Below are 22317 nucleotides of genomic sequence, written 5' to 3'. Positions count from 1 at the left end.
CCTGCCGCCGCTGCCGGCGGCGGTGAAGCTGGTTTTGGCACTGCCATCGCTGGCGCGGGAGCAGTTGTTACCGTCTCGGTTGCGCCATTCGTGGTGACATCAGCCAACTGCTCGCCGGGAGCGATGATGTAGGCGATGACTTTCGTCACCGCCACCACACTGCCTTCAGGGTAGCAGAGCCGGGCTAGCGTGCCGCTAGCCGGCGCCTCCACCACATTCGTAATCTTCTCGGTCTCGACCTCGGCAATCGGTTCGCCCTTCTGTACCGCTTCGCCCTCGCGCTTGAGCCAGAAGTTAATCTTGCCCTCTTGCATACTCAAGCCCCACTTGGGCATCACGACCTCGGTAGGCATGGCAACTCCTGCAACAACAACCCGCCGCGCTTAGCCCAACGTCGCCCGCGCCGCCGCGACGATACGCTCTGGCGAGGGGATGTAGGCGTCTTCGAGCGTCGGGCTAAACGGCACCGGGGTATGAGGCGGCGTTACCAGCTTGACGGGAGCGTTGAGGAATTCGAGCGCCTGCGTCGCTGCTAGAGTTGCAATGTCGGTCGCCACACTACAACGCGGGTTATCCTCATCGACCACCACCAGCCGGCCCGTCTTGCGGATCGACTCAAGTACAGTCGTCTCGTCGAGCGGCGAGAGCGTGCGCAGATCGACCACCTCGGCGCTGATCCCCTGCTGGGCCAGCCGTTCAGCCGCTTCGAGCGCGTGCAGCACCATGCGCGAAATCGCCACGATCGTCACATCACCGCCCTCGCGCTTGATCTCAGCTTGGCCGAGCGGAATTACATACTCGCCTTCGGGCACCGGCCCCTTTATATCGTAGAGCAGCTTATGCTCGCAGAAGATCACCGGATCGTCATCGCGAATGGCCGCCGCTAGCAAGCCTTTGGCGTCAGCCGGCGTCGCCGGCGCCACTACCTTGAGGCCGGGGAAGTGGACGAAGGTTGAGTAGATCGAATCGGAGTGCTGGGCCGCGGCGCGGAAACCGGCCCCGATCATGGTGCGGATGACCAGCGGAATGCGGGCTTTGCCGCCGAACATATAGCGCATCTTGGCGGCCTGATTGACGATCTGGTCGAGGCAAACTCCCATAAAGCCGATGAACATGAGCTCGACCACCGGGCGCAAGCCGGTGGCTGCCGCGCCGACTCCGGCGCCAACGAACCCCGACTCAGTGATTGGTGTATCACGCACCCGCTGGCGGCCAAACTCATGCACCAAGCCTTTGGTCACGCCTAACACGCCGCCCCACGCATCGAGATGGCTCTCGTCTTCGCTGTGCGACGCGCCAGTCACATCCTCGCCCATCAAAATCACGGTCGGGTCGCGCCGCATCTCAAGGCGCAGCGCCTCGTTAATCGCCTCGCGATAGCTCAGGGTGCGTACCGCCTCTTCAACCATTGCCGTCATAGTGTCACCTCATCGTTGAGTGGCAGCGGAGAAGCTCCGCCGGAAATCTATTCGCTGAACCGCCTAGCGATGCACCAGCACTGCCGCCTCTTGGAACGGCCAGAGCGCCGCCATCGGATACTCGACATAGACATCGGTCAGCAGCTCGGCTGGATCGGGCATCGGGCTTTCGGTGGCAAACCGCACCGCATCCACGATCGCCGCCCGCGCGCGCGCGTCGATCTCGTCAAGCTCAGCCTCAGTCAGCAACCCTTGCGCAATCACGGTCTGGCGGAAGCGGTAGAGACAATCGAGCGAGCGATAATGCTCTTCCTCTTCCCGAGTGCGATAGCGGATCGAGTCACCCTCGAAGTGACCATAGTAGCGGTAGGTCTGGGCCTCGATGAAGGTCGGCCCCTCGCCGCGCCGGGCACGGGCAATCGCCTCGCCGGCAGCTTCGTAGACGGCGAAGAAATCGAGCCCGTCGATGGCGATGCTCGGCATGCCAAAACCGCGCGCGCGAGCGGCAATGTCTTGACCAGAGACGGAATACTGGGGCGAGGTGGTCTCGGCGTACCCGTTATTTTCACAGACAAAGATCACCGGCAGCTTCCAGATCCCGGCCAAATTGAGACCCTCGAAGGTAGTGCCCTGATTGGAAGCGCCATCGCCGAAGAAACAGACCGTCACCTGATCGGTGCCTTTGAGCTTGGCGGTAAGACCGGCGCCGCAGGCCAGCGGCGGGCCGCCGCCAACGATCCCGTTTGCGCCGAGCATACCTTTGTTGACATCGGCGATATGCATCGAGCCACCCTTGCCTTTGCATGCGCCGGTCGCCTTGCCGTAGATCTCGGCCATCATCTCGCGCAGATCGACGCCTTTAGCGATGCAGTGACCGTGGCCGCGGTGGGTGCTGGTGATGAAATCATCATCACGCAGATGCGCGCAGAGACCGGTAGCCACCGCCTCTTCGCCCGCGTACAGGTGGACGAAACCGGGAATCTTGCCGGCGGCAAAATCGGTGTGCAGCCGATCCTCGAACTCACGAATGAGCCGCATGCGCTCATACGCCCAAAGGAGCTTGTCCCGACTGATTTCCATAGCGCTCTTCTCCGTTCGCCAATGAACGACAACCTCCATCCGTGGCTCGCCAACGAGCCGGTATGAGCATCAGACTGGGATTGAGACGGGCGCCCCTGCCAAAGGGGAATAGTGATCGAATGAGCTGGGGAGACGCGGTTTTATTTCGTTCGGGAATGTATTCGATACCTGTATCATACTGGATATTGGTAGACGTGTCAAGGGAGATCGTCCCAGATCAAACGGGGGATGAGACAAAAATTGTAGAGCCGCACGGCTGTGCGGCTCCACCCGAATATGCATTGCGACACCCATCGGTACAGCCGCACGGCTGTGCGGCTCGGCATTACGACCGGATCACCGCCAACACCTCATCGCGTTTGGCTTCCATTTCGGCGCGCGATGCGATCGACTCAAGATTCAGGCGGATCAGCGGCTCAGTGTTGGAACCGCGCACATTGAAATGCCACGTGTCGTAACTGACCGACACGCCGTCGAGCCGCTCGATCTTGCCGTCGCTGTAGCGTTCGGCAATCTCGTCAAGCTTCGCGCGCACATCGCTCACCCGCGAGTTGATTTCGCCGGAGATGAAGTAGCGCGATTCGAGCTGGCCCAGCAATTCGCTCATCTTCACCCCGCGCTTCGAGAGCATTTCCAGCAGGTAGAGCGAGGGGATGATGCCTGAGTCGGCGAAGGCGAACGCTTTGAAGTAGTAGTGGCCAGAGACCTCGCCGGCGAAGATCGCGTCTTCATTCGCCATGCGGCGCTTGATAAACGCATGCCCAACCCGCTCAACCAACGGGATGCCGCCAGCGGCGCGCACTTCGTCGGGCACTGCCCACGACGCGCGCACATCGTACAGAATCTTCGCTCCCGGCTCTTTTTCGAGCAGGTAGCGGCCCAAAATCGCGGTCAGAAAATCGCCGGAGATAAACGCGCCGCGATCGTCGATGGCAAAGAAGCGGTCACCGTCGCCATCGAAGGCAAAGCCAATATCAGCCCCTTCGTCCTTCACCCGCTGCTGCAACTCGGCCCGGTTCTCTGGCATCAGCGGATCGAGGCCGTGATTGGGCAAGGTGCCGTCGGGATCGAGATACATTCCGGTTAACTGGATTGGTAAGCGCGAATAGACCGCTTGCAGGATCGGGCCGACCATGCCGTTGCCGGTATCAACGATCACCTTCAACGGCTTAATCGCCTCGACATCAATCAGCGAGAGCACCTTCTGCACAAACTGCTCTTTGAAATCGTACTCGCGCCGTTCGCCGCGGCGGGTTGGCGTGGGAAACTCTTCGCTCTCGACCAACCGGCGCAGATCCTGAATCCCCTCGTCACCCGACAAGAGGTACGGCATGCGGCGCACCATCTTGAATCCGTTGTACTGCTTGGGGTTATGCGACGCCGTCACCATCATACCGGGGAAGCCGAGCTGGGTGCAGGCGAAGTAGTACTGATCGGTGCTGACCATACCGATGTCGGCCACATCGGCCCCCTGATCCATAATCCCGCGCGTCACCGCATCGAACAACGACGGGCCGGAGGTGCGCATATCGCGCCCGACGATCACCGTCTCGGCGCCGAGGAAGGTTACGAAGGCGCGCCCGATCAGATAGGCCACCTCTTCGTTCAGCTCAGTTGGATAAATGCCGCGAATATCGTAGGCTTTAAAGATCGACGAATTAACCTGCACAGAAAACCTCCTAGAATATACGGGCTATTTCGCACTGGCAACACATCCGTCGCTCCTGCCTCGCCCCTATCCACCCAACAACTCGCTCGCGGCAGCATACGGATCGCGCCAGCGAGAGGCAATCTCTCCCACTAACTCCTCCCAACGCGGGCCGCGCAACCGTTCGAGGATCAATTCTTGCACCGCGGCGGCTAGCTCTCGCTCGGCCAACGCCCGCATCCGGCTGGCTTGCACGCCATCATTGGCAAGGTGTTGCCAGTGCTGCTCGACCGCATCGACAATCTGCGCGCACCCCTCGCCGGTGGTGGCTATCGCCGTCAACACCGGCGGCGACCAACCATCAGCCGGCGCACCACCCAATTGCAACATCGTGCGGAGCTGGCGCACCGTCTGATCGACGCCGGGCCGGTCGGCTTTGTTGACCACAAAGATATCGGCAATTTCGAGCATGCCGGCTTTAATGCTCTGCACATCATCGCCCATACCGGGCACTTCGACCACGATGGTGGTATCGGCGGTCTGGGCAATATCGACTTCATCTTGCCCAGCGCCAACCGTCTCGATGATCACAATCGGAAACCCGGCAGCGGCGATCAAACTGACCGCATCAGCCGTCGCGCGCGCCAAACCGCCCATCCGGCCCCGGCTGGCCATACTGCGAATAAAGACGCCGGGATCGCCGCCGAGCGCCTGCATACGGATGCGGTCGCCCAGCACCGCGCCGCCACTGAACGGCGACGACGGATCAACGGCGACGATGCCAACCGGCGCCCCGCGCCGGCGCCATTCTTGGGCTAACGACGTGACCAGCGTCGATTTGCCGGCGCCGGGAGGGCCGGTGATGCCCACCCGATGGGCATGAGCGTAAGGGTAGGCCGCCGCCATCACCGCGCGCGCCGCCGGCCCGCCCTGCTCGACCAGAGAAATGGCGCGCGCCAGCGCCCGCCGCTCGCCGTTGCGCAAGCGCGTCACCAATTCGTGCTCGCTCATAGCTCAACCCCGCGTCAACTGGACGTTGGAACGGATGAAGTCGATAATCGCCTGCGTTGACGAACCGGGGCCGAACACTTCGGCGATGCCGTGCTCGCGCTTCAGAATCTCGGCATCTTCGTCGGAGATGATCCCGCCGGCGACGACCAGCACATCGGTCATGCCCTGCTCACGCAGCAACTGCATCACTTTGGGCAGCAACGTCATGTGCGCACCAGAGAGGATCGAGAGACCGATCACATCAACGTCCTCTTGCAGTGCGGCCTCAACGATCATCTGCGGCGTCTGTTGCAGACCGGTATAGATCACTTCCATGCCGGCATCACGTAAGGTGCGGGCAATGACTTTCGCGCCCCGATCGTGGCCATCGAGACCGGGTTTCGCGACTAGCACGCGAATCTTTCGCTCCATCGAGCGCTCCTTCCGTTGCGATAACGAGTGAGATTCGGTTGCGTGACTGCCAGTATAGCACAGGGCAGTACGCGCTGGTTCAAGTATACCGCAGCGGATAGACAAGTTGGTTTATGTACTGCAGAGAACGCAGGGGATTGATGATCATCATCAACGCTTGCGTGAGAAAGCGATATATCCAGCCACACTCAGCGGGGAAGGGCGGGAGTCGACAGCCCATCTGATCCGGCACCCGGCCCTAAAGGGCCGGGCTAAGGATACGAAGCCCGCTGCGCGGGCTGCTGGACCTCACCCCCAATCCCTCCCACTGACGCGAGAGTTCAAGGGCGGACAGAACGTATGAGCGTAGATGTCGTTGATGACGTTGCGATACGCTAGTTCACCCTCACCCCCAGCCCCTCTCCCGCTGGCGCGGGAGAGGGGAGCGGAGAGCTACGCTTTGAGGCATTGCACCGCAATTAACGGTTATACTCGACCACATGTCCTGTCCGCCCCTCAAGACGTGAGAGCGGAGGGGCAGAGCTGAACTTTGAGGCATTGCACAACGATCAGTTGTACTCGACCACATATTCTGCCCGCTCCTCAAAACGAGGGAAGATTAGGAAGGTGGCTAAAAGAGAGGCAATGTTCACCCTAAACCACACCAAGGGCGCAGAGGATGCAAAGAGACACCCTCTACGCCCTCAGCGTCCTCGGCGGTAAACCTTATCACCCAGCCACCGCAGCGGCGACTGCATCGCCAACCGCGGCAGTGCTATAGGTAGGCAGGCCGGGCGCGGCAATATCGGCGGTAACAATCCCGCGCTCGATCACCGTCGCCACCGCCGCTTCGACACATTCCGCTTCAGCGGCTAGATCGAGTGAGTGGCGCAACAGCATCGCCACACTCAAAATCGTCGCCAAGGGGTTGGCCTTCCCCTGTCCAGCAATATCGGGAGCCGAACCGTGGATCGGCTCGTACAACCCCATCCGCCCGCTACCCAACGACGCCGACGGCAACATCCCCATCGAACCAGCCAGCATCGCCGCTTCGTCGGTGAGAATGTCGCCAAACATGTTTTCGGTCACGATCACATCAAAATCAGCCGGACGGCGGATGAGATGCATAGCGCAGGCATCAACCAGCATGGTCGCAAATTGCAGATCAGGGAACTCATCGCGCATCAGCCGGGTCGTAATACTGCGCCACAACCGGCTCGTTTCGAGCACATTCGCCTTGTCAACCAGCATCAGTTTGCCGCGACGGCGGCGGGCCAACTGCGCGGCCACCCGCACCACCCGGACAATCTCCTCTTCGGTATAGATGCAGAGATCGCTGGCCCACTCGCCATCAGGGCCGCGTTCGCGCCGCTTCTCGCCGAAATAGATTCCGCCGGTCAATTCGCGCACCACGATCAGATCGACGCCTTGCAGCCGTTCAGGACGCAACGGCGAGGCATCGATCAGGCGCGGATGCACTTGGACCGGACGCAGGTTAGCAAACAGACCGAGCGCCTTACGAATACCAAGCAACCCCTGTTCGGGCCGCACGTTCGCCTGCGGATCATCCCACTTAGGGCCGCCGACCGCACCGAGCAACACCGCATCAGCCTCGCGGCACAATGCCACTGTTTCGGCAGGCAACGGCTCGCCGGCAGCATCAATCGCACACCCGCCGATCAACGCCTCCCGCAGGGTAAACGTGTGGCCGAAGCGAGCCGCCACCGCCTGCAACACCTTCACCCCTTCCGCCACCACCTCCGGCCCGATCCCATCTCCGGCTAATACTGCAATTACAGCTTGCACAGCAATCCTCGCAACACCATCTAGATCGTGGTTATGAAATGGTAAGAACGCCTCAGTATGATACTACTAAGTTTGCTAGTCGTGTGACAGATGCTAGAGCGAGGAAAGAAAAGTATGGCGACTCGACGAGTCGAATCATTTCTGGTGCGGATTGTCTTAGCCGAGAACGAAGACACGGCGGGGCAACGATGGAGCGGGCGGATTCAACATATTGGCACCGGCTTTGAGTGCCGCATCGACCAACTCGATGAACTCTTAGCCTTTATCAACAATCACTTGCAGCATAGCCCTTCAACCAATCCTGCTAGGAACTCATCCGGTTCCACTACCTAAGGTTACGATGCACGCTTACCGCGCACCTGTTCAAACAATGCTACTGTCTCGGGCAACGGATCAACGCCGAGATCATCACGCAGCGCGGCAACGCACCGCTGATACAACCGGATAGCCGTGCTGCGTTCACCAATTGCCCCATACCCGCGAATCAGCAATTGGTATGCCTCTTCCTGCGCTTTATCGTATTCGAGCACCCGCCAGCCTAGTGCAATGGCGTCGTGATACTTGCCCTCGTCAAACAGAATGCGGCCCAGACTAAGCGCCGCATCGGTAAACAACAACCCTAATCGTTCCCGTTCCACCACCGACCAATCTTCGTATAAACTATCAGGCAAAAACTGGCCAGTATAGAGAGACACCGCTACTTGGAAGGCCTCACGCGCTTCGGTGCGCCGGTTGCGCTGCAACTCGCGCCGGCCTCGCTCTACCGCCTGCACGAAATCAGCCACATCATACGAATGATCGCTCTCGATATTAAAGCCGTAGGTGTCACCTTGCTGAAGGATATAGTAAGTAGGCGCACCTTCTGGCCGATCTGGCTCCAGCGCCTTAATCAACCGGCTAATCGTCACCCGTAGATTATTGGACGCCGACTCGCTATCGAGACCGGGCCAGAGCATATCCATAATCTGCTCGCGCGGGAGCATACGCCCGCGCTCAATCAGCAACAATTGCAGCAACTGGCGCGCTTTAACGCTGCGCCAATCGCGATCACGTACCTCTTGATCGCCACGAAACACTTGGAAGCCGCCCAAAGCGCGAATTATTAGCCGGTAGGGCGGGCAATAGCTCAGCCGCTCAAGGGCATCATGAGCTGCTTGGCGAACGTGGGGCGAGCGATCTTTCAATAATGCCCGTAGCGTGCCATACGCATTAACGACGCTCAGATCTCCGAGCAGGCCCGCACTGCGCACGCGCAGCGCAACCGGAAACGACTCATCGAGCAACGGAATAAGGATCGAGGCCAGCGTCGTCGTATCAAATTGGCGGAGCGCAGCGATCATCGCCCGGCTCGATAACCCAAGTTGCAACGAGGTCTTGATCGCCCAGAGCATCGCCGGGCGCGGCAAAAAGGGCAGCGACTCAACGCCGACGCGATCGCAAATCGCACATGCTGCAAGCAAATCTTCCTTAATCGTAGGCGAGCTACTCTGACACTGGGCCACCAAATAGGCCCGGTAGATATGGATCAGGGCGCGAAACAAACCATCGTGGCGTCGATCCATGAACAAGAGCAGTTCATCTGCTATCGCCAACGCCTGATCACGTTCGCCGCCTTCGCCGATCGCAATCGGCAATAGGCTCTGCAACCAGAGATCCTGCGTATTAAGATACCGGCTATCGCAATAGCGGGGATGCTGCGCGCTTAGCACTGGCTGCTCACGCAGGTTTTGCCAAAACGCCAACGCTTGCGCCGCCGCTGCCGCAGGCTGGTGGTTACGCAACAACCCGTAGATTTCCACGATCCGGGCCCGCGCCCCTAGCAGGCGGTTATCAAGATGGGCCACGATTTGCCGCACGCGCTGCAACGACGTGGCGGCCTCTTCATATCGATCATGCTCGATCAACAACAGGGTCAAGATTAAGGCGGCGTTGCCGGCCAGCACACTACCGGGCGCGTAATCGCTCAATCGGTAATAACATTCTTGCACTTGATCAAGCGCGGCTTCACCTTTCCCCTGCTGGTAGAGCGCCATAGCCTGCAACAACAGCAACGACTGGCGCAGCATGTCGTTGCGATCGATGCGGGGCAACTCAAGCGCAGCATTGATCGCCGTCATCGCTTCCGCCGGGCAGCCCTGCTGGGTATAGATCGATGCCCGCAGCGCGGCCAGCAACCACTGCCACAGCACGCCGAGCGGACGGCGATCGGCCCAACGCGCGATCCGCAATGCGGCCCGAAACCGCCCTTGGCTATAGGCGATCGCCATCAACCCAACCAACGCCGCGCCGCGCGACCACGTGTCGTTGGCGCGCGCCGCCGCATCGATGACACGCCGGCACACCGCTGCAAACTCAACTGGCGCATCAGACCAGAAGAGAAGGACAGCCATATCGCGCAGCGCGCGCAGCTCTTGCGCCGGAGCGCCGGCCAACCGGTATTGTTCGGCGGCTTGGCTAATCAACTGCAACGCACGTTCGCGATCGGTATTAAACAAACTCCAGCCTTGCATGTGGAGCAATTCAGGATCACGCTCGCGCACTTCTGGCGGAAGACGCTCGATCCAATTCCGCAAACTGTCGCGCTGAGGTGAGTCGATTAATGGCCATGCATGCTCGCGCAGGGCATACGCGATCGCTGCTGGGTTGCCGGTCGCCGCCAAATGGCGCAGTGCCGCCTCGATCTGATCATAGCGCGCCAGCACCATCCCAAACCGTTCATGCAGATCACGCACCGTCACTCGATCAAACCGGGTCAGCGCTCGATCAGCTAACAGGCGCTGCCAGAGCGGGTGAAAGCGGAAAATCCGCTCGCCATTGGACGCGCCGGTATCAACCGTTAGCGGCAAGCCGAGCGCAATGGCCTGTTCGATCAGTTGGGCGCTATCATCAACGCCAAGCGCCTCATCGAGCAACGAGGGGTTGGCTTGACCAAACAGAGCGGCACAGATCAAGCGATCGACCAAACGCGGCGGCAATGCCGCCAACACCTCTGAAGCCAGATACTCAAACAGATCGTGCTGATTTGTCGCCAAGCCTTGCAGATACACCCGGCGCTGTTCAGGCGTCTGGCGGGCCAGCGTGCGCACCGCAAGCTGCACGCTCAACATCCAGCCACCGGTGCGTTCGAGCAGTAGATCGAGTTCCTCAACCGGCAACGATACCCCAGTGCGTTGCAACAATTCGAGCGCCTCGTGCCGTTGCAGCAACAGATAATTGGCTCCGATTTCGAGCAACAACCCCTCAGCGCGCAGGCGTGGCAGGGGAGCAAATGCCAACGGACGGCGTGAAGCCATCACGATGTGCAGATTAGGCGGCGCGGCGCGTAAGAGATAACCTAGCAGATCAGCCGTAATCGGCCCATCACTCACCAGATGCACATCATCAAGGATCAACATCGTTTGTGATTGCAACTCACGTTGCACATCGCTCAGCAATGCGCCGGCCACCAGCGGCCAATCCCGTTCCAAACCGGATACGCTCTGCAAGATGCGCAATGCTTGCTCGCCCGCCTGAGGCAAAATCCGCTGGATCGCGCCAATCAAATACGCAAGCAGCAAGGCCGGCTCTTGATCGCTCGCCTCAAAACCAAGCCACGCCACTTGCGCTCCGGTGCGTGCGAGTTGATCGGCCCACTGGGCCAATAAGGTGGTTTTGCCATACCCGGCTGGCGCCACGACCACCGTCACCGGCAGCAAGCGTGCTTCAGCTAACAACGCCTGCAAATCTCGGCGCAGCATTTCATCGTCTCGCACCGGCGGCGGCGAGAGCTTGAGGGGTAATAATGAGGCGCTTACCGCAACCGATGGCGCGTGTTCGGCTAATTCGGTCATGGACTGCTCCTTGAATTACCAGAAAGCGCCACGAATAGGCAACATTTGCCATTATTCACGCATCAGCGCGATTGCCGAGCAATGTATGATACAGATGTATACTATATCATAATGTGTATTGTAACACGACCCATAAAGCTATGCGTATACTCCTTGCCGGTATTCCGGCTCCCTATGATGCACTGCTGTATACCCGCGCCGAACGCGATCAAGCGGTTATCTTCGAGCCAGCTTGTGCATCCTTTTTACGACCGGTCATTGATGCCGGCACGCTGCGTCCGTGGTATACCCCGACTGGCGATCAATGGCTGCTCGCCCTGCCACCGGGTTATAGCCAGAACCATGCAATTAGCAGCGTTGAGGATCTGATCAAGCGGCACCCCGGCCTCGGCCAGCGTCTGAGCGCCTACGCTGACGTATCAGAGCCGTTATGGTGGGAATTGCCGCCCGCAGCGAAGCCGGCGCTCTCCGCCCCCATCCCGCGTATCTTGATCGGCGTTGGTGAACACCCGGCTATCGCATGGGAGGCCGGCAATGCCATTCCCATCACCCCTGTCCGCATCCTCGCGCCTGCCGATCATGTGTTACTTGCCTTGCTCGCAGCCAGCGCCGGTCGCCGCCGCTTGCAGCAGGTGACTGACACCATCGTCTTGCCAGCGCCGCCAACCACCATTGCCGGTCGCCTTGCTGAACTAGCGGCGCAGGCAGTAGCAGTGGCCCACGAGCAACATGCGCTCACCCACGAGTTTGCCCGCCGTCTGCTGGCCGATTTCGGCCCTCCCGGCAGCACGTTGAGCGCGGCGCTCCAACGGTGGTGGGAACTCGAATTTCGCGAACTGCTCGCCGAGGTTGCCCGCGCCCTGCGCAACCCGATCCCGGAACCGTTCCAGCCCTTCTGGGCCGCGCGTCACGCCGAAGGCCGCGCCCGTTACTATGCGCTTGCGAGCGAACTGGCAGCGATCGAAGCTGCGATTGACGAGCTCGCGCAGCCATTATGGCAGGCCCAAGAGCAATGAATACCTTACCCTATCTTATTCCGACTGCCCCGGCCCGCACCGAGATTGTCGTGCGCGGATCACGATTCATTGCCCAAGCTATCCCGACACCCACCGTTGCAGCGGCGCGGGCCGCGATCGCCGCGGTGCGCACAGAGATGCCCGATGCCACCCACCACTGTTACGCGTATTTGGTCGGTTATGGCGCCAGCACGATCGCCGGCATGAGTGACGATGGCGAACCCGCCGGCGCCGCCGGCCGCCCAATGATGGCCGTCTTGCGCGGCGCTGGTTTTCGGTGACATTACCGTGATCGTGACACGCTATTTTGGCGGCACGCTCCTCGGCGTTGGCGGGCTCGTGCGCGCCTACAGCGATGCCACCCGCGCGGTGCTCGCTATGGTGCCGCGAACCGAACGGATCATCTACCAACGAGTGATGATCCGCCTACCGTACCCCGATTACGCAACCATTCGCCGGTTGCTCGAAGCGCACACCGCTGTTATTGTTGATGAGGCGTTTGCTACTGATGTGACGATGGTTGTCGATCTGCCCGCCAATCACGCCACTGCGATTACCCAGCAGCTCGGCGAGCAGAGCGCTGGCCGAGCACGCATCGAGCCAGCAGCAGCTATGGTATAATTGTAGGTGATGTACGCACTGCATCCTGCCACCGTCCATATTCCGATCGGGCTGCTGCTCGCCAGCAGTCTCTTTACATTGATTGCGCTGCGCACCGGGCACATGCAATGGGATCAAAGCGCCTTTCATTGCCTGATTTTCGGCTTGCTCGGCGCGCTTTTGGCTATTGCCAGCGGCTTATTTGACGCTGCCCGCCAATTAGCCGGCCTTGCCATTGATGATCCAGTGATTGCATGGACGAACGGCCATGCTGCGGCGAGTCTGGCCGCCAGCGCGTGTTATGGCCGAGTTTGGCTGATGCGGCGCCGGCAACCGGCCATTCTTAACGACCCTGCCCAACGCAACGCCTATCTCAGCTGGCATATCGCCGGCGCGATTTTGCTCCTTGTGGGTGGGTGGTTAGGTGGCCGGCTCGTCTTTGGGTTTGATCTGGGCCGCTAGTGAGGGCGTCATGTTTGCTTATGTCGTCTACGGGTTGCTCTACATCATCATTCACTTCTTTCGCCTGATCGGCTGGTGGCGCTGGTCGATCGAGGGGGTTGAGCGATTGCCTCCCCGCGAACAAGGCGGGATGATTCTGGTGATGAACCACATTAATTGGGTGGACATCCCAGCCGTTGGCGCATTGCTGCCCTTCCGCTATCGATTGTCATGGCTGGCCAAGATCGAGATTTTTGCCAACCCAATCGCCGGCTGGTTCTTCCGCAAGATGCATGTGATCCCGATCCGGCGCGGCAAGCGTGATCTGGCGGCGCTTGATGCAGCGGCTGAAGCGTTGCGGAATGGCGCCGTACTGCTCATCTTCCCCGAAGGCCACCGCAGCCGGAATGGCATATTGCAGCCGGGGCGTGGCGGCGCGATCCGGTTGGCAATGCAGGCTGGCGTCCCGATCGTGCCGATGGCGATTACCGGCACCGAGCACGGCTTCCGTGGCACCTTGCGCCGCGAACCAGTGCATATTACGATTGGCGAACCGTACCGGATTGAGCCGTTGCCCGACAATAAGATCCCTGCCGATGTAATGGATCGCCTCACGACCGAGATGATGCTCAAGATCGCCGCGATGCTGCCACCTGCCCAGCGCGGCCCGTATGCGGCACTGCTCGAAACGACGACACCAACGAGACAGTAACAGCGGCAGGTTTTGATGCCCGCCGCTACTGCCCTACCGGTTCTAAGAACTGCGTCCCATCCGGCGCGATCACAGCGCACCAACCGCGCTGATTGCCAACCTCAACCTGCCACCACGTGTATCCATCGGCGAGCACCGGCCCCTCACGCAACACCACTTCCCTCCCGCCGGGCAACGAGCCAACCACTCGTGCCTGCAAACCGGGTGCGGCCCGCAATCGCAATGGAGCATTACCCACATTGACCACTACTGCTTTCCCGCCAACCTGCAAGGTTGGCGGTGTCGGTGAAAGGAGCGGTGTCGGTGAAGGGAGCGGTGCCGGCGAGGGAGGTAACGAGGTCGGGGTAGCTGACGCGATCGCGGCGACCGGTGAAGCGACCGGTTGGGCAACGGCGGGAGAGCCACGCTGCCCGATCAACCACGCCGTGACCGTTATGCCAAGCGCAATAACGGTGATCAACATGAAGAGTCCGGCTAGCGGAAACCGCGACCGGTGGCGGCGCCGCACCGAGTCGAACCCTTGCCGGTAGTAGTAGTAGTGCTGGTAATAGAAAGGGTTGAACTCGCCTCGTTCGGCATCAGCGGCGCCGCGTTCATACATCTCACTCGTGGTTGGCATAGGCGCAACGAGTAAACCGGTGCTACTTGGTTAAGACCAGATCTTCGCGCCCCATCTCTCGCAGCATGTTTGGATACATCGTGTATACAGGCTCCACCGCCGGCAACAGTTTCAAAATCTTGGGAATCGGGCCCTTGGCAATGATCTGGCGGCGGGCTAATGCCGTCATAAGATTAATCTTGCCGTGCCAGAATTGGTGCGCGATATCAGCCTTCATGCTCATCTCGACATCTGGTTTCAGGCTGACCTCACCCCAAAAGACATCGCAGTATGCGCCGGGTTGGGTTGGCGGATGCGCGGCATCGATTGTGACGACGCCGTGCGGTTCTTCATACCGAAACTGAATCACAATCCGGCCTTCACAAATCCGCGGCGCAATCTGCACATCACACTTCACCCGATCGTAGAGGGTGCCTAAAATGTGCCGCAGTTCTTCCTCGTCTTTGAAGAATGGCATACTTCATCTCCTGCGCCATCGACACTATGATGACGCATTGTCGTAGGAAAGTCCTGTGAATGTGATTATACGCGGTTCATGACCAGAACGCAAGCCGAAATAACGCATCGCGTTAGATTAGCTTCAACTATTGCTATTGATTTTGCATCGTTTCGCCCAACCGGATCTCACGCGCGTGGATCCCGGCCAACCACGCCGCACCACTCATCGGACGCCGGCTAGCCGGCTGCACTTCAACTAGCTCGAGTGCGTCGCTGCCGGTTTGCACGAGCGGATGACCGCGCGCACTGCGCCCAACCACCAACCCCGGCGTCGCCGCAGCCGCCGTTGCGGTCACTGCTGCGCTGATCACCCGCAACGACTGGCCTTGCCAAAAAGTATACGCCCCCGGCCACGGATCGTAGGCCCGCGTCATTCGCTCGATTACAATTGCCGGTAGCGACCAATCGATGCGCCCATCTTCTTTCTTGAGCATCTTGGTCACGGTCGCTTGGCTGTGATCCTGCGGGCGCGGCTCGATCTCACCGCGAGCATAGCGCGGCAACGTCTGCACCAACAGTCCGGCCCCTAAGCGGAACAGTTCATCGGTCAGCGGGCCGGCCCGCGCTGTCGGCGGTAGATCGACCACGGCTTGCGCCAAAATCGGGCCGCTGTCCATGCCTGGATCGAGCAGCATGATCGTTACGCCGGTCACCGTCTCACCGGCTAAAATCGCGCCCGCTACCGGGGTTGGGCCACGGTAGAGCGGGAGCAACGAGGGGTGGATGTTGAGATAACCGAGCGGCGGGATCGCCAACACGGCCCGGCGCAAAATCTCGCCATACGCCGCCACAACGCCAACATCAGGTTGCAATGCCGCCAGTGTGGCGACTACCGCCGGATCGCGCAATGTTTCGGGCTGGAACACCGGCAGGCCATGGGCAAGCGCCGCTACTTTGACCGGCGGCGGCGTCAGCCGGCGATCACGGCCAGCCGGACGATCAGGTTGGGTGACAACGCCAACAATATCATACCCGGCAGCGACCAATGCGTCGAGCGCATGCACGGCAAATGATGGGCTGCCTAAAAACAAAACCCGCATGATGCTACTCCTTGCTCGCGCTTGCCCCAACACGGCAAGCAGCGGCATATAGTATAATAGAGTTCGTTGTCTTTCAAAGCGAAGTCTATGACCTTATGCGCGCAATTGTTTTTGATGGCGACTTACGGTATAGCACCGATTACCCCGAACCTAAACGCCCGCCGGGAGAAGCGCTAATCCGTCCCCGCTTAGTGGGGATCTGTAATACTGATCTCGAAATCACGCGCGGGTATATGAATTTTCGCGGCGTTTTGGGCCATGAATTTGTTGGCACTGTGATCGCCGCTGATAATCCGTATTGGCACGGGCGGCGCGTTGTGGGCGAAATCAATGCCGCCTGCCGCCGCTGCCCCACCTGCTTGCGCGGCAATGAAAGCCATTGCCCATACCGCACCACGCTTGGCATCGACCGGCGCGACGGCGTGATGGCAGACCTTTTTACCCTGCCCGAAGCCTGCTTGCACGAAGTGCCAGAGAACATCAGCGATGAGGCTGCCGTCTTCACCGAACCGCTGGCCGCTGCGCTGGAAATTGTCGAACAGAGTCACATTCGCCCGACCGAACGAGTCGCTATCGTCGGCGACGGCAAGTTAGGCGCAATGATCGTGCAAGTCTTGCGCCTGACCGGCTGCGATTTGACGCTCATTGGCCGCCACCCCGAACGATGGGATCTCTACCGGGGGCAAGGCATAACGTGCGTCCTAAGCACTGACGTGCCGCCACACCAGTTTGATGTCGTGATCGATTGTACTGGCAACCCGGCCGGTTTGGCAACCGCTCGGCAACTAGTGCGCCCACGCGGGCGGCTAGTGCTCAAGAGCACATTTGCCGCCGAAACCCACCTGAATTTGAGCATGCTGGTGGTTGACGAAGTGCAACTGATTGGCTCGCGCTGTGGCCCGTTCGCCCCGGCGCTCCGCTTGCTCGGGCGCGGCTTGATCGAAACGCAACCCCTGATCAGCGCCCGTTATCCGCTTACCGCAGGATTAGAAGCGTTTGCCGCCGCACCCGGCCAACTTAAGGTTTTGCTCAATGTCTGAAGAAATCCATTTGCCGACGGTTCTGATTGCCGATGACGACCCTAGCCTGCGCTTTTTGCTCAGCGATACGCTAGGACGCGCCGGCTTCACTGTGCTCGCCGCCGAAGACGGTCTCTCTCTTATCCGCATCGCTCAAGAGCAGTTGCCCGATCTGATCTTGATCGACCTGATGCTGCCCGGTATTGATGGCTACGAGGCAATCCGCCAATTACGCAACGATACCCGCACTTCCCATGTGCCAATTATCATCGTCACTGCCCGCACTAATCCGGCTGATGTCGTGATTGGCTTTGACACCGGCGCTGATGATTATGTCACCAAACCATTCAATGAAGCCGAATTGATCGCCCGCATTCGCTCGTTGCTACGCCGCACTACGCAGCGTTCAGGCCGTAACCCACTCACCGGTTTGCCCGGCAATCTCCTGATTAGCGAAGAGATTCGTTATCGCCTCCAGCGCGGTGAGGCATTTACGCTACTGTACATTGATTTGAATGATTTTAAGGCCTTTAACGATGCCTACGGCTTCGCCCGCGGCGATCAGGCAATCCGGCTTGTGGCCGAGATCTGTGAACGGGCGCAAAACCACTTTGCCGGCTATGCGATCTTTCTCGGGCATATTGGCGGCGATGATTTTGTCATACTTTGCCCCACCGAGATTGCCGCCGAGCTGGCCCTCTGGATCGTCCACCAGTATGAACAAGCATCCGGTACGCTGTACGATGAAGCTGATCGCGCGCGCGGCTACTTGGTGGGGCATGATCGCACCGGCAACCCTGCTTATATCCCGATCGGCGCCATCGCCATTGGCGGGGTATCGAGCTCGCCTACTGCCACGGTTGACGAGTTGTCGCGCGCTGCCGCGATGATGAAACACTCCGCCAAAACGTTTGGCAGCAGCGCGATCGTTATTGATGGCGCGCGGCTGCGTTGATGCAAGAGTGATGCACCGATCAGAGAACCATTGCCGGGCAGCGGTTTTCTGATCAGACAACCTCACCACCACAAACCCTGTAAGCCATTCTTCTGGCTCACTTTGATCAACCACAAAGTCAAATTCCTGCCTGATCGCTTGAAATATCGTTAAAACTGCTTACAATAAGGGGCAATATGGCGCAGGATGGCAAGGAGCTGAAATATGCAATGGCCTTGGCGACGGGCGCGAACAGAGCGCATTATCGAACAAAGCGACGATCATCCCAAACAACGCCGGCATGGGCGCCGCTGGCGCCGGCTGTTGCTCATACTGGCACTCATCGGCATTGCAGTGAGTGTCTTTTTGCTCCTGCGCCCTTCTGATCCGCGCTTTGTGATTGTGATTACCCCCTTCGCCGACCACGATAACCGCACCGGTTCCCAAATCGCCAGCGCGCTGGCCCGCCAACTCCGCGCCCAAGGGGGGAATCGCGTCCAAGTCATCACCAGCGCTACTCGCCCGGCCAATAGCGCCGAAGCGCTGGCGCTGGCCCAGCAAACCAATGCCGACGTGTTAGTCTGGGGCGCCGTCGAACCCGGCGGGATGATCGATAGCCCCAGCTTGCGGCCAGAATTGATCTATCTCCCCCACAATATTGATGTCACGCAAGCATGGCAGAGCTTTGCCATCCGCTTTGTACTCCCCAACCGGTTTTCCTTGAGTACTGAGCCTATTAGTGGTCAAGCCGCCCTTGTGCCGTACCTGCTCGCCTTGGCTGCCTATCACCACGGAGAAGCCGATCTGGCGATCGATCAGCTCCAACGCTTGCTTGAACTGAATCCGCAATTGTCACCGCTCTTGCCTCAACTGCTGCGCGGTAATCTGCTATGGGCCCGTGGCTGGTATACCGCTGCCGCGGCTGAGTATCAACCCATCCTTGCGCTCGCAGACGGCGAGCGGGCGTTGGTTGCCAACAATCTCGGCGCTATTTTGTTCGACGCCCGCCATCCCGATGCGCTACGCTATTTCGCCGAAGCGATCGATCTGCTCGATGGTCGCGATCTCGGCCAATTACGCGTCAATCTGGCGCTCTGGGCTTTGCGCGAACAGCGCGCGCGCGACGCTGTCTCTGATCTCGAGCAAGCACGCAATCTACTGCCATCGCATCCCGATTTAGAACTGCTCATCGCTACCGCCTATCGCGAAAGTGGCCAGCTTGACGATGCGGCGATGGCGATTGGCCGGCTGGCGCCGGCGAAAACAGTGCTGCTGGCGCGCATACCCATCGCTGTTCGCGCACCGGTTGAGACGCGCCTCAACGCCACCCTCACCGAAGAGCGCGCATTACTTGATCTGGAACGTTTGCTGCCGCTGGCCGGCCCGCTCTACTGGGCGCTGGAAGCCGCCGATCCGTTGCCGCCTGCCGCCGAGCTGCGCAGTGTCCGCGACCAACTGCGCACCGCAACCGAGCTTAGCAATCGCTCGGTGAGTCTGTGGCGGCAGCAAGCCACTAGCGAAGCGGCTATTTTCCCCGGCGCAGGCTTGATGGCAACTGGTCAAGCTGAGCAGAGTGAAGCAACCGCGCGCCGTCAGCGGCTTGCCCTTGCGTTGCTTGATGCAGCGCTGCAAGCGGTCGAAGACCGCAATGCGCCCAACCCTGCCGGCCAGTTGATCGGGGCGCTCTTTGGTTCGGCAAGCGCGGCTAATCCAACCATTGAAACGCTGAGCCAACTGCGCGATCAACAACCTGATAATGTCTCGATCTTGCTCGCACTCGGGTTTGCCTTGCGGATTGACAAACAGTTTGAGCAAGCTGCGCAGACCTATCAACAGGTTATTGATCTCGCGCCGCAGTTGCCTGATGGGTACGCCGGCGCCGGCAAGGTAGCGTTAGCGCGCAACGACCGGGCCGGCGCTTTGACGGCGTTTCGCGCCGCCCTAGAACGCAACAACCGTTTCTTTCCGGCCTATGTGGCGCTAGCCCGCCTTGCCGAAAGCGATGGCGATTGGCCGGCAGCGATCGACCATTGGCGCGCCCTTGTCGCTTGGCAACAATCGCCGTACACCATTATTAATCTCTGCCGGGCGCTCCGGCGCAGCGGTGCGAGCGGTTTCGCCGAAGCTGAACGCCTGCTCGTTCCGCTCGCCACGACCAACGCCGAGGCTGCCATCGAGCTGGCCCGGCTCTATAACGACGCTGGCCTGCCGGCTGAAGCCGCCGCGGTCTACCGCGACGCACTGCTCCTCACACCACGCTCGACTGTCGCGGCATTCGAGTTGGGCGAAACGTATATCAAATTGGGCGATCTGAATTCGGCTGAACGCATGCTGCGTGAAGCCATCGCGTTCGATGATCGCAATCTCGATGCGCGGCTGAAGCTGGCCGAGCTGTACGAAGGCCCCCTCAACCAACCGAATCGCGCGAACGACCAGTACCGCGTGGCGCTTGGGCAAGGCGTAAATGACCCCGACCGGCTGCTGCGGATCGGTCAGGCCGCGCTGGCCGGCAAGAGCGCAACGGTGGCCATTCAGGCCTTAGAGCGCGCTCTTACCCTCCAACCCGACTCGGTAACGGCCCGCCAATTGCTCGCCCGCGCCTACTTTGCCGGCAACCGGCTCGATGCGGCGGCGCAAGAAGCCCGCCGCGCGCTTGACCAGACCGCGAATCGCTCCGATCCTGAAGCAATTGCTGCGCGCGCGAATGCTTGGCTGACGCTGGCCGATGTCGCGCGTCGCCGGAATGATCCGGCTGCAGCCGAAGAGGCCTACCGGCAGGCGCTGGCGGCTGATCCGCAATCGATCGCCGCTCATATCGGGTTGGGCGAACTAGCCGGCGGGCAAGGCAATTGGGGTGTTGCCCTTGCGTACTTTGAAACAGCGGCCAATGTGCCCGGTGGCGATACCAACGCAACAGCCCAGTTTTGGCTCGGCGAGGCGCTGCTGCGCAACGGCCAACTGGCCCGCGCTCTCGCTGCATACCAGCGCGCATTGGACCTACAACCACAGTATCCAGAGGCGTTGCTGGGCCTAGCCCAAACCCAATACGCGCTTGGCCGCGCTGATGAAGCATTGCAAACGGTGGAACAGGCGATCCGGCAGCAGAGCAACTTCGCTGAAGCCCACCTGTTTCGCGGCAAGCTCCTACAAGAGGCAGGCCGGTTCAACGAAGCCCGCGCCGCTTACGATGCCTCCATCAGCGCCAACGATCGCATTGCCGAGAGTTTTTACCGGCGCGCCCTCTTAGCCATTCGCGCCAACGATTACTACCAAGCCATCCGCGATCTCAATCGGGCGGTGGCCCTCCAACCTAACTTCCCTGAAGCGCATTATTGGCTGGGCCGCGCTTATTACGCCCAAGGTCGCAATGCGAGTGCGCTGCAAGCGATCCAACAGGCGATTACGTTAAATCCCGATTATAGCGAAGCCATCTTCTACAGCGGTCTGATCGCTGAAGATCATGCCAATTTCACCGCTGCCCGCGCCGCGTACCAGACCCTGATCGCTCGCGAACCAACCAGCGAATGGGGCCAACGCGCCCGCGCCCAACTCGAACGCTTGCCATGAATACGCTGCGCCAGTATCGGATTGCGTTGCAAATCTTCCAATCGAATCGCCTTCGCCGCGATTACCGCGATCTGTCGGAAGTGCCGGAGTATGAGCCGCTGGGCGAATTTTTCTTCAACGAGATGTATGGCCCGCGCGATTTTAGCCAACGCGATCAAGAGGGACGCCGGCTGCACCACTTTCTCGGCATCCTGCCCGGCGTCCGCCTCCGCGATCTGGAAGAGGTGCTGGAATTGCTCGAACTCACCTATCAGCTTGATGATGATTTGGCCCGGCGCATGCTGGCTGCCGATGTCGGCACCGACTTCGATGAGATCAGCTACGAATACTTTTACCGGCTGGCTGATAAGTATGATGAGCGTTTCCGCCAATTAACCCTCGTCAGAAGTTCGTTGTACAATGTCTTTCAGTTGTCGCGCTCGCCCATCCTCGGCTTAGCCCTGCGCCGTTCCCACTTCGTCTCCCGCCTCGCCGGGATCGGCACTGTCCATACATTTCTGTTGCGTGGCTATGAAGCGTTGCAAAACGTTGCCGCCATTGAGCATTTCGCCGAGACGATCTACCAGCGCGAGTTGGATCGGCTCAATCGTATTTATCAACGATGAATCCATTGTCTGAACTCTTGCCGGTGATGGTCGTCATCCCCGGCCATACCTTTCGGATGGGCACGCCAGCGCGAGAAACTAGC

The 22317-nt window shown here is 60.0% G+C and carries 21 protein-coding genes; 10 read left to right on the top strand and 11 right to left on the bottom strand.

The window, feature by feature from the left end:
• From U9R81_RS08575 to leuB, 7 genes are all read right to left on the bottom strand, one after another.
• Positions 1-353: biotin/lipoyl-containing protein (locus U9R81_RS08575; protein WP_322495067.1), on the bottom strand; the 353-nt coding region annotated here is incomplete at its 3' end.
• Positions 354-383: 30 nt separating this feature from the next.
• Positions 384-1418 carry an alpha-ketoacid dehydrogenase subunit beta gene (locus tag U9R81_RS08570; RefSeq protein WP_322495066.1) on the bottom strand — a complete coding sequence of 345 codons (1035 nt, stop codon included), beginning with the start codon at positions 1416-1418 and terminating at the stop codon, positions 384-386.
• 63 nt (positions 1419-1481) lie between these two features.
• Positions 1482-2498: a thiamine pyrophosphate-dependent dehydrogenase E1 component subunit alpha gene (locus tag U9R81_RS08565; protein WP_322495065.1), complete on the bottom strand. Its 1017-nt coding sequence runs from the start codon at positions 2496-2498 to the stop codon at positions 1482-1484.
• 325 nt (positions 2499-2823) lie between these two features.
• Positions 2824-4167: a phosphomannomutase/phosphoglucomutase gene (gene manB / locus U9R81_RS08560; protein ID WP_322495064.1), complete on the bottom strand. Its 1344-nt coding sequence runs from the start codon at positions 4165-4167 to the stop codon at positions 2824-2826.
• A gap of 66 nt (positions 4168-4233) precedes the next feature.
• On the bottom strand, positions 4234-5157 hold the full coding sequence (gene meaB, locus U9R81_RS08555; protein ID WP_322495063.1) for a methylmalonyl Co-A mutase-associated GTPase MeaB: 924 nt from the start codon (positions 5155-5157) through the stop codon (positions 4234-4236).
• A gap of 3 nt (positions 5158-5160) precedes the next feature.
• The gene (locus U9R81_RS08550) at positions 5161-5568 is read right to left on the bottom strand and encodes a cobalamin B12-binding domain-containing protein (protein ID WP_322495062.1); all 408 of its coding nucleotides are present in this window, start codon (positions 5566-5568) and stop codon (positions 5161-5163) included.
• 708 nt (positions 5569-6276) lie between these two features.
• Positions 6277-7353, bottom strand: a complete 1077-nt coding sequence (gene leuB, locus U9R81_RS08545) for a 3-isopropylmalate dehydrogenase (RefSeq protein WP_322495061.1) — start codon at positions 7351-7353, stop codon at positions 6277-6279.
• Between the two features lie 114 nt (positions 7354-7467).
• On the opposite strand from leuB, the gene U9R81_RS08540 reads away from it, so the two are divergent.
• Entirely contained in the window at positions 7468-7686 is a 219-nt protein-coding gene (locus tag U9R81_RS08540) for a hypothetical protein (RefSeq protein WP_322495060.1), read from the top strand.
• Between the two features lie 2 nt (positions 7687-7688).
• On the opposite strand, the gene U9R81_RS08535 is transcribed toward U9R81_RS08540, so the two are convergent.
• Positions 7689-11183 carry a BTAD domain-containing putative transcriptional regulator gene (locus tag U9R81_RS08535; protein ID WP_322495059.1) on the bottom strand — a complete coding sequence of 1165 codons (3495 nt, stop codon included), beginning with the start codon at positions 11181-11183 and terminating at the stop codon, positions 7689-7691.
• A 140-nt stretch (positions 11184-11323) separates the two neighbouring features.
• Here U9R81_RS08535 and U9R81_RS08530 point away from each other — a divergent pair, with 140 nt between their 5' ends.
• From U9R81_RS08530 to U9R81_RS08510, 5 genes are read left to right on the top strand one after another with little or no spacing between them, the layout of a single operon-like run.
• Positions 11324-12199, top strand: coding sequence for a hypothetical protein (locus U9R81_RS08530; protein WP_322495058.1), 876 nt, complete (start codon positions 11324-11326; stop codon positions 12197-12199).
• Positions 12196-12480 (top strand): YigZ family protein, encoded by a 285-nt coding sequence (locus tag U9R81_RS08525; RefSeq protein WP_322495057.1) that lies wholly within the window; start codon positions 12196-12198, stop codon positions 12478-12480. Before U9R81_RS08530 ends, U9R81_RS08525 begins: the two co-directional genes overlap by 4 nt.
• A 7-nt stretch (positions 12481-12487) precedes the next feature.
• Positions 12488-12820: a DUF1949 domain-containing protein gene (locus tag U9R81_RS08520; RefSeq protein ID WP_322495056.1), complete on the top strand. Its 333-nt coding sequence runs from the start codon at positions 12488-12490 to the stop codon at positions 12818-12820.
• Between the two features lie 9 nt (positions 12821-12829).
• Positions 12830-13261, top strand: coding sequence for a DUF2231 domain-containing protein (locus tag U9R81_RS08515; RefSeq protein WP_322495068.1), 432 nt, complete (start codon positions 12830-12832; stop codon positions 13259-13261).
• A gap of 10 nt (positions 13262-13271) precedes the next feature.
• Positions 13272-13952 carry a lysophospholipid acyltransferase family protein gene (locus U9R81_RS08510; protein WP_322495055.1) on the top strand — a complete coding sequence of 227 codons (681 nt, stop codon included), beginning with the start codon at positions 13272-13274 and terminating at the stop codon, positions 13950-13952.
• A 25-nt stretch (positions 13953-13977) separates the two neighbouring features.
• On the opposite strand, the gene U9R81_RS08505 is transcribed toward U9R81_RS08510, so the two are convergent.
• The 3 genes from U9R81_RS08505 to fmt form a co-directional block, all read right to left on the bottom strand.
• Complete coding sequence (locus U9R81_RS08505) at positions 13978-14571, bottom strand: SH3 domain-containing protein (RefSeq protein WP_322495054.1); 594 nt, start codon at positions 14569-14571, stop codon at positions 13978-13980.
• 22 nt (positions 14572-14593) lie between these two features.
• On the bottom strand, positions 14594-15028 hold the full coding sequence (locus tag U9R81_RS08500) for a hypothetical protein (protein ID WP_322495053.1): 435 nt from the start codon (positions 15026-15028) through the stop codon (positions 14594-14596).
• Between the two features lie 133 nt (positions 15029-15161).
• Positions 15162-16109, bottom strand: a complete 948-nt coding sequence (gene fmt / locus U9R81_RS08495) for a methionyl-tRNA formyltransferase (RefSeq protein ID WP_322495052.1) — start codon at positions 16107-16109, stop codon at positions 15162-15164.
• Between the two features lie 95 nt (positions 16110-16204).
• Between fmt and U9R81_RS08490 the strand changes: the two genes are divergently transcribed.
• The 4 genes from U9R81_RS08490 to U9R81_RS08475 all read left to right on the top strand — a co-directional run bounded on the left by U9R81_RS08490 (position 16205) and on the right by U9R81_RS08475 (position 22234).
• Positions 16205-17149, top strand: a complete 945-nt coding sequence (locus U9R81_RS08490; protein WP_322495051.1) for an MDR/zinc-dependent alcohol dehydrogenase-like family protein — start codon at positions 16205-16207, stop codon at positions 17147-17149.
• A complete protein-coding gene (locus U9R81_RS08485; RefSeq protein ID WP_322495050.1) occupies positions 17142-18083 on the top strand; it encodes a response regulator in 942 nt (313 codons plus the stop codon). Before U9R81_RS08490 ends, U9R81_RS08485 begins: the two co-directional genes overlap by 8 nt.
• Positions 18084-18287: 204 nt before the next feature.
• Entirely contained in the window at positions 18288-21629 is a 3342-nt protein-coding gene (locus U9R81_RS08480; RefSeq protein WP_322495049.1) for a tetratricopeptide repeat protein, read from the top strand.
• Complete coding sequence (locus U9R81_RS08475) at positions 21626-22234, top strand: FFLEELY motif protein (RefSeq protein ID WP_322495048.1); 609 nt, start codon at positions 21626-21628, stop codon at positions 22232-22234. The genes U9R81_RS08480 and U9R81_RS08475 overlap by 4 nt, the downstream gene beginning before the upstream one ends.
• Positions 22235-22317 lie beyond the last annotated feature (83 nt).

Origin of the sequence: Chloroflexus sp. (assembly GCF_034435895.1) — a bacterium.
Taxonomy (GTDB): domain Bacteria; phylum Chloroflexota; class Chloroflexia; order Chloroflexales; family Chloroflexaceae; genus Chloroflexus.
This window is presented reverse-complemented; position numbering and strand designations above follow the sequence as displayed.